The 6,670-nt window shown below is 70.9% G+C and carries 8 protein-coding genes; 3 read left to right on the top strand and 5 right to left on the bottom strand.

Going from position 1 to position 6,670, the window contains the following annotated elements; all coding sequences use genetic code 11:
* Positions 1-7: 7 nt before the first annotated feature.
* From mshC to ACFXJ8_RS15100, 5 genes are read right to left on the bottom strand one after another with little or no spacing between them, the layout of a single operon-like run.
* Positions 8-1,231: a cysteine--1-D-myo-inosityl 2-amino-2-deoxy-alpha-D-glucopyranoside ligase gene (gene mshC, locus ACFXJ8_RS15080; RefSeq protein WP_379644458.1), complete on the bottom strand. Its 1,224-nt coding sequence runs from the start codon at positions 1,229-1,231 to the stop codon at positions 8-10.
* A gap of 10 nt (positions 1,232-1,241) precedes the next feature.
* Entirely contained in the window at positions 1,242-1,904 is a 663-nt protein-coding gene (locus ACFXJ8_RS15085) for an NRDE family protein (RefSeq protein WP_379644459.1), read from the bottom strand.
* 22 nt (positions 1,905-1,926) lie between these two features.
* A complete protein-coding gene (locus ACFXJ8_RS15090) occupies positions 1,927-2,679 on the bottom strand; it encodes an SCO1664 family protein (protein WP_379644460.1) in 753 nt (250 codons plus the stop codon).
* Positions 2,676-3,224 (bottom strand): DUF3090 domain-containing protein, encoded by a 549-nt coding sequence (locus ACFXJ8_RS15095; RefSeq protein WP_379644461.1) that lies wholly within the window; start codon positions 3,222-3,224, stop codon positions 2,676-2,678. Before ACFXJ8_RS15095 ends, ACFXJ8_RS15090 begins: the two co-directional genes overlap by 4 nt.
* Before the next feature lie 9 nt (positions 3,225-3,233).
* The gene (locus ACFXJ8_RS15100; protein WP_379644462.1) at positions 3,234-3,920 is read right to left on the bottom strand and encodes a histidine phosphatase family protein; all 687 of its coding nucleotides are present in this window, start codon (positions 3,918-3,920) and stop codon (positions 3,234-3,236) included.
* 101 nt (positions 3,921-4,021) lie between these two features.
* On the opposite strand from ACFXJ8_RS15100, the gene ACFXJ8_RS15105 reads away from it, so the two are divergent.
* The 3 genes from ACFXJ8_RS15105 (at position 4,022) to ACFXJ8_RS15115 (ending at position 6,437) form a co-directional block, all read left to right on the top strand.
* A complete protein-coding gene (locus ACFXJ8_RS15105; RefSeq protein WP_379644463.1) occupies positions 4,022-4,969 on the top strand; it encodes an aldo/keto reductase in 948 nt (315 codons plus the stop codon).
* A 209-nt stretch (positions 4,970-5,178) separates the two neighbouring features.
* Entirely contained in the window at positions 5,179-6,084 is a 906-nt protein-coding gene (locus ACFXJ8_RS15110; protein WP_379644464.1) for a hypothetical protein, read from the top strand.
* Positions 6,085-6,260: 176 nt separating this feature from the next.
* Complete coding sequence (locus tag ACFXJ8_RS15115) at positions 6,261-6,437, top strand: hypothetical protein (protein WP_379644465.1); 177 nt, start codon at positions 6,261-6,263, stop codon at positions 6,435-6,437.
* The last annotated feature ends 233 nt before the right edge of the window (positions 6,438-6,670 follow it).

Here is a 6,670-nt window from a genome sequence, read left to right on the forward strand (position 1 = left end):
GGCCTTCTCAGAGCGCGACGCCGAGCAGCGCGTCGGTCAGGTCGCGGGCCAGGCCGGGAGCCGCGGGGTCGGGGCCGCCCTCGGCCAGCGCCGTGGCCACCCACGCGTCGACGGCGGCCAGCGCGCCCGGCGCGTCGAGGTCGTCGGCCATCCGCTCGCGCACCGTGGCCAGCAGCTTGCCCGCCGCCGGCCCGGACGGCAGCGCGACCGCGGCCCGCCACCGCTCCAGCCTCTCCTTCGCCGCGGCCAGCTGGTCGTCGGTGTACTCCCAGTCGGCGCGGTAGTGGTGGGCCAGCAGCACCAGCCTGATGGCCATCGGGTCGTGTTCGGCCCTCAGCTTGGAGACGAACACCAGGTTGCCGCGCGACTTCGACATCTTCTCGCCGTCGAGCGCGACCATGCCCGCGTGCGTGTAGAACTTGGCGAACGGCCACTCGCCGCTGGCCGCGTAGCCCTCGGAGGCGCCGCACTCGTGGTGGGGGAAGATCAGGTCGGAGCCGCCGCCCGCGACGTCGAATCCGGCGCCCAGGTTGGCCAGGGCGATCGCCGTACACTCCACGTGCCAGCCGGGGCGGCCGGGCCCGAACGCGGAGGGCCACGAGGGCTCGCCTGGCCGCTCGGCCCGCCACAGCAGCCAGTCGAGCGGGTCGCGCTTGCCCGGCCGGTCGGGGTCGCCGCCGCGCTCGCCGAACAGCGTCAGCATCTGCTCGCGGCTGTAGCCGGACACCTCGCCGAACTTGGGCGCGTCGGCGACGCTGAAGTAGACGTCGCCGTCGACGCTGTAGGTGACGCCCTTGGCGGCCAGCTCCTCGATCAGGTCGGCGACCTGGCCGACGACCTCGGTCACGCCGACGTACTCACGCGGCGGCAGGATGCGCAGCGCCCGCATGTCGGTCCTGAACAGCTCGATCTCGCGCTCGGCCAGCTCGCGCCAGTCCTGGCCGGTCTGCTCGGCCCGCTCCAGCAGCGGGTCGTCGACGTCGGTGGCGTTCTGCGTGAAGTGGACCTCGTGCCCGCCGTCCCGCCACACCCTGCTCACCAGGTCGAAGGCCAGGTAGGTGTTGGCGTGACCGAGATGCGTGGCGTCGTAGGGTGTGATCCCGCACACATACATCCTGGCGGTCCGTCCCGGCTCGGTCAGCCGCACCTGGCGCGCCGCGGTGTCATACAACCTCAAAGGTACGGCGGTGCCGGGCAGGCTGGGAACATCAGGGGCAGACCACGATCGCATGCTTTTGACCTTATCCGTCTCGGGAAACACCACGATCAACGCGAGGCAGGCGCACCGCATTCCACCTGTTGAGATCGGAGAACTCGTAACCGAGCCCTCCGGCCCCGATGGTGATCAGCGTGGCCGACAGCGAGGCGTAGCGGCGGCCGTCGGGCAGCTCGTGCCGTACGGTGGCCTTCTCGACCAGCTCGTGCCAGTCGTCGGCGGCGGCGAACAGCGGGCGCAGCTCGACCGCCTTCGGGTCGTCGTCGCGGCCGCTGTTGACGATGACGGCGGTGCCCTCGGGTAGGTCGGCGGCCGTCAGCCGGTCGCCGTCCCACGACCACATGCGGGCCAGGGAGCGGTCGGCGACCACCAGGTGAAAGGGGTCGTAGCGGGGCAGGTCGACCTCGGGCATGCCGCCCGCGACGACGGCGCGCAGCGGCAGCTCGCCCCTGGAGATCCTGGTCCGCTCGTCGGCGTGCGCGCCGCGCCCGTTGAGCAGCGCGGCGACGCGGTCGTGGGACGGCCGGGCCGCCAGCCACGTGCCGCCCGCCTTGAGGTCACGCCCGCCGACGACGCCGGGATAGTCGGGCCAGTGCTCGCCCGGGCCTTCCCACGGCCGGTCGGCGAACTCGTCGCGGATGCCCAGCAGCGTCAGCGGCTCACCAGTCCGCACGATGACCGTACACACGCGGACAGACTACCCATGCGGGTTAGATGGGTGGCCAGGGGATCGCGGGCCAGTCTTCTGAGGGGTAGGGGTGCACGCCGGTGTCGAGCAGCCGCCTGACCCTCATCCACGTGGCCTCCACCTCGGCGAGGGTGAGCAGCTCGCGCAGGCGGCGGCCGAGTGGCCCCGAGTCGAGGTCACGCTCCAGCTTGGCCAGCACGCCGACGGCCTCGCGCGGCAGCGTCTTGCCCCGCCACTGCCACAGCACGGTGCGGAGCTTGTCGTCGGCGGAGAAGCAGACGCCGTGGTCGACGCCGTAGATGGTCTCGCCGTCCGGCAGGGGCAGCAGGTGGCCGCCCTTGCGGTCGGCGTTGTTGACGACCGCGTCGAAGACCGCCATCTTGCGCAGCGCGGGGTGGCGGCTGCGGACCAGGCTCATCAGGTCGATGTCCTGGTCGGTGTCGATCCACAGCTGGCACATGCCGGGGCCGAAGGGGCCCTCGCGGTAGACCGTCGGCGGCACGATGTGCCAGCCCGTCGCCCTGGACACCTCGTAGGCGGCGACCTCGCGGGCGGCGAGCGTGCCGTCGGGAAAGTCCCACAGCGGCCGTTCGCCGCGTACCGGCTTGTAGACGCAGGCCGCCGCGCGGCCGTCGAGCGTGATGCCGCAGTAGAGGGTCATGTTGGTCGCCTCGACCAGGCGGCCCGCCACCTCCAGCCGGCCGTCCCTGAGCAGCCTGAGTGCGGCTTCTTCGTCATAGCGGAGATCCTCAAGCTCGCGCTCGGGCACGCTCACGTGGCGACCTCACCTCCGCGGTAGCCGTTCAGGCGCACGCAGATGTGGCCGTCGGCGTCGAGTGGCTGACCACACAGCGGGCAGGGCGGGCGGCCCTGCGCCACGATCTCCAGCGCGCGGTGGGAGAAGGCCCTTGCCGTGGCCGCGCTGATGTGCACCCTCAGCATGTACGGCTCGGGCGCCTCCGGGTCTTCCTCGTCGGTGATCTCCTGGGCCTCGACGATGACCTGGTCGCGGTCGGGGTCCCAGGCCAGCGCCATCGTGCCGACCCTGAAGTCTTCGGTGATCGGCTGGTCGAGCGGGGCGTTGTCGAGCAGGTCGGAGGGCGCGACGGCCGGCACGTGGGCGGCGCCCCCACTGCGTCTGAGCACCTCGTCGAGCAGCTCCTCGAGCTTGCCCGCGAGGGCCGCGACCTGCAGCTTCTCGAGGGCGACCGTGGTCAGTCTGCCCTCGGCCCTGGCCTGCAGGAAGAAGATCCGTGCCCCCGGCTGCCCCAAGGCACCCGCCACGAACCTCTCTGGTGGGTCGTAGTCGAAGACCGGCATAGCCCGACCTTACGTGGTTCCTGATCCGCCGCCGACGGCGGCATCGCTCCCGGTGATGTTTTCTCCCCCGTCTTTCTCCTCCGAACCCTCGGGAAGCCGCAATTCCCCCACATCGTTAAGCCTGAGAACAAAGGGACGCAAGGGGGTATATCGAATGATCGTCACAGAGGCCGGATCAGCGGTTATGCGCTGAAACTGATCGAGGTGGAGCCCGAGGGCGTCGGCGACGATCGCCTTGATCACGTCGCCGTGGGTGCACGCCAGGTAGACGCCTTTCTCCCCGAGCCGCGCGTTCCAGTCGCGCACCGCGGCCACCGCCCGGTGCTGCACGTCGGCCAGCGCCTCCCCGCCGGGGAAGACGGCCGCGCTCGGATGCGACTGGACGACCTGCCAGAGGGGTTCCTTGGCCAGCTCGGTCAGCGGGCGCCCGGTCCATTCGCCGTAGCCGCACTCGCCGAACCTGTCGTCGGTCTGGACCTCCAGCTCGCGACCCTCGGCCACGGCCTGCGCGGTCTCCTGGCAGCGTTCGAGCGGGCTGGAGACGACGGCGTCCAGCCGTACCTCCGCGAGCCGTTCGGCCAGCGCCTTGGCCTGCGCGCCTCCGGCGTCGCTGAGATGAACGTCAGGAGTCCAGCCGGCGAGGACGGGACCGGTCAGAGCGGTGAGGCCGTGTCTGGCCAGGAGGACGGTCGCCATGAGACAAGTCTTGCAGGCGTCGATCACATTTCTTTGCCTGGGCGGACGATAGCCTGGCCGAATTCCTGGCCGAGATCGACAGACGGGAGCGCCAGAGCTTCATGGAACAACGCTATGTCGGTCGGAGCGGTCTTTCGGTGTCCCGTCTCGGCCTCGGCACGATGACCTGGGGCAGGGACACCGACGCCGAGGACGCGGCCGCCCAGTTGCGCACCTTCGCCGAGGCGGGCGGCAACCTGATCGACACGGCCGACGTCTACACCGGTGGCGACGCCGAGCGGCTGCTCGGCCGGCTGCTGAAGGACGCCGTGCCGCGTTCGGAGCTGGTCATCTCCACCAAGGCCGTGCTCACCCCCGCCGCGCGGCGGCCACGCGACGCCTCGCGGCGCCACCTCATCGCGGCCATCGACGCCTCGCTCACCCGGCTCGGCCTCGACTACGTCGACCTGTGGCAGCTGCACACCTACGATCCGGAGGTGCCGCTGGAGGAGACGCTGGCCGCCCTCGACGCGATCGTCGCCTCCGGCCGGGCGGTCTACGCGGGCGTGTGCGACTACACCGGGTGGCAGCTGGCCGCGGCCGCGGTGACGCAGCGTGCGACGCCCGGCCGGATCCCGATCACCGCGGCGCAGGTGGAGTACTCCCTGCTGGCCCGCGATCCCGAGCGCGAGGTGCTGCCGGCGGCCGAGCACGTGGGCGCGGGGGTGCTGGCCTGGTCGCCCATGGGCAGAGGGGTGCTGACCGGCAAGTATCGCACCGGCATCCCGGCCGACTCGCGGGCCGCCACCCCGCACTTCGCCGACTTCGTCCGCCCCTACCTGGACGAGCGCTGCCGCAGGGTGGTGGAGTCGGTCACGACGGCCGCGGAGGGGCTGGGCGTCTCCCCGCTGTCGGTGGCTCTGTCGTGGGTGCGCGACCAGCAGGGCATCTCCTCGGCGATCGTCGGCGCCCGCACCCACACGCAGCTGAGCGGCATCCTGCTGTCGGAGGACGTGGTGCTGCCCCGCGAGATCCGCGAGGCGCTGGACGACGTCTCCTCCCTCGACTGAGAGACGATCAAGGTGAGTAGGCTGTCCCCTCGTGATCTTTTGTGCATCGGAGGCTCTTCAGCGCACGGGAGGCTCCCTAGCGCATGGAAGGCGAACAGAACGAGAGTCACCCTCGCGTATCACTAGTCGATATCGAATCGTAACTTTGCGTGGAAATCGGCCCTGACTCCACAAAGCTGTTCATCGGGCGTACGACACAGGAGGGGTAGATGGGCGTAGGACGCCGCAGAACCGCGGTCTCGGCCGGCCTCCTCGCGCTGGCGCTGGCCGCGCTTCCGATGAGTGCCGCCTCCGCGCAGACGCAGGCGCGTGACTGCGAGCGCGGCGGCGGGCTGCTGTCCGGCGTGACCAACGGGGTGTGCGACCTGGTCGACGGCGTCACCGATGTGGTCGATGGTGTCACCGGCAACTCCCTGGCCCCGGTGACCGACGGGGTCGACCAGGCCACGGGCACCGTCCTGGCCCCCGTGGGCGAGATCGCGCCCACGAGCAAGCCCGCACCCACGCCCACCCGCTCCACCGGCGGCACCCGCGACGAGCCCGCCGAGCAGCCGCCGCCCAAGCGCGACGGAGACGATCTGGTGTCCAGCACGCTCGACGACGTCTGCCTGCCGGTGCTGGCCTGTGACGGCCAGGGTGTGCTCAGCCCCGTCACCGACTCCGAGGCCTCGCCCGAGTCCTCACCCGATTCCTCGGCCGCGCCGAAGCCCACCGCGAGCCCCTCCCCCGCCGCCACGCCCGCCAAGCGGCACAAGGACGCGGGAACGTTGCCCGTCGAGCCGCAGGACCCGCCCATGAACCGGCCGCAGCTCATGCAGAACACCGACACGATCACCCCGGCCGAGCCCGCGCCCGTGGACCCCGACGACCCCCGGGTGGAGCTGCTGTGGCCGGGGCCGTTCTCCGAGAAGCTGTCCGACCGCATCGGCGGCCAGGTCGTACGGCCCAGCGAACCCGACTCCGACGTGCTCGGGACGGCGCTGACGGCGGTGCTGCTGGCCTCGGCGGTGCTGGCGGCCAGGGTGATGCAGTCGCGTCGCGGCCGTGACGAGCGCGGCGAGTCGATCCCGTTCGAGCCGATGCGCGTCAGCGGCGGCCGCCACCGCCTGGCCTGACCCGCTCACGCCTACGGCAGCGGCATCGGCGCCCTGATCACGCTGGATGTGGAACCCGGAAGATCACGTCGGGTAGAACTGCGTTCATGGATCCGGTGCAGCTGACCGGCTCATCACCTACGAAACCGGTGTCGACCTCGACGGCTACGTCTGGGGAGGTCCTCTACCCCGGAGCCATGCTCATCGCCGACTCACCAGCCGCCCGGAACTGGGCCGCGGCGATCGGCATCGACTTCCATGAAGCCCGGATCCAAACCAACGCTCACGACCTCACCCTGATCTTCTCTGGCCTGCGGGTCGAGGAACTCCCGCTGGCGTCCCAGAGACCCGACCACAAGTTCCTGATCCCATAGGCATCAAGAGACCGACACCGGTGGTGAGGCCTGAGCCGCGGTGGGCATTCTGGCCAACTTGCCGATCTCTGCCCCCATCATGATTCATCGCTCGGGGATACCGGTGCGCGTCAACGGGGGCGGGACGGGGGCGGGAGCCGCCGGGTGGCCCGGAGGAGTCTCACCTCCGGGCTCCCACAGAACGGAGCGTGACAGTCTCCCGTCACTCCGCTCGTCTCATCCAGTCCGTCAGA

It is taken from the genome of Nonomuraea sp. NPDC059194 (assembly GCF_042754765.1).
GTDB lineage: Bacteria > Actinomycetota > Actinomycetes > Streptosporangiales > Streptosporangiaceae > Nonomuraea.

Excerpts from the sequence above, each read along its gene's own strand:
- mshC (WP_379644458.1), bottom strand. The coding sequence starts at position 1,231 with ATGCGATCGTGGTCTGCCCCTGATGTTCCCAGCCTGCCCGGCACCGCC.
- ACFXJ8_RS15095 (WP_379644461.1), bottom strand. The coding sequence starts at position 3,224 with ATGCCGGTCTTCGACTACGACCCACCAGAGAGGTTCGTGGCGGGTGCC.
- ACFXJ8_RS15100 (WP_379644462.1), bottom strand. The coding sequence starts at position 3,920 with ATGGCGACCGTCCTCCTGGCCAGACACGGCCTCACCGCTCTGACCGGT.
- ACFXJ8_RS15105 (WP_379644463.1), top strand. The coding sequence starts at position 4,022 with ATGGAACAACGCTATGTCGGTCGGAGCGGTCTTTCGGTGTCCCGTCTC.
- ACFXJ8_RS15110 (WP_379644464.1), top strand. The coding sequence starts at position 5,179 with ATGGGCGTAGGACGCCGCAGAACCGCGGTCTCGGCCGGCCTCCTCGCG.
- ACFXJ8_RS15115 (WP_379644465.1), top strand. The coding sequence starts at position 6,261 with ATGCTCATCGCCGACTCACCAGCCGCCCGGAACTGGGCCGCGGCGATC.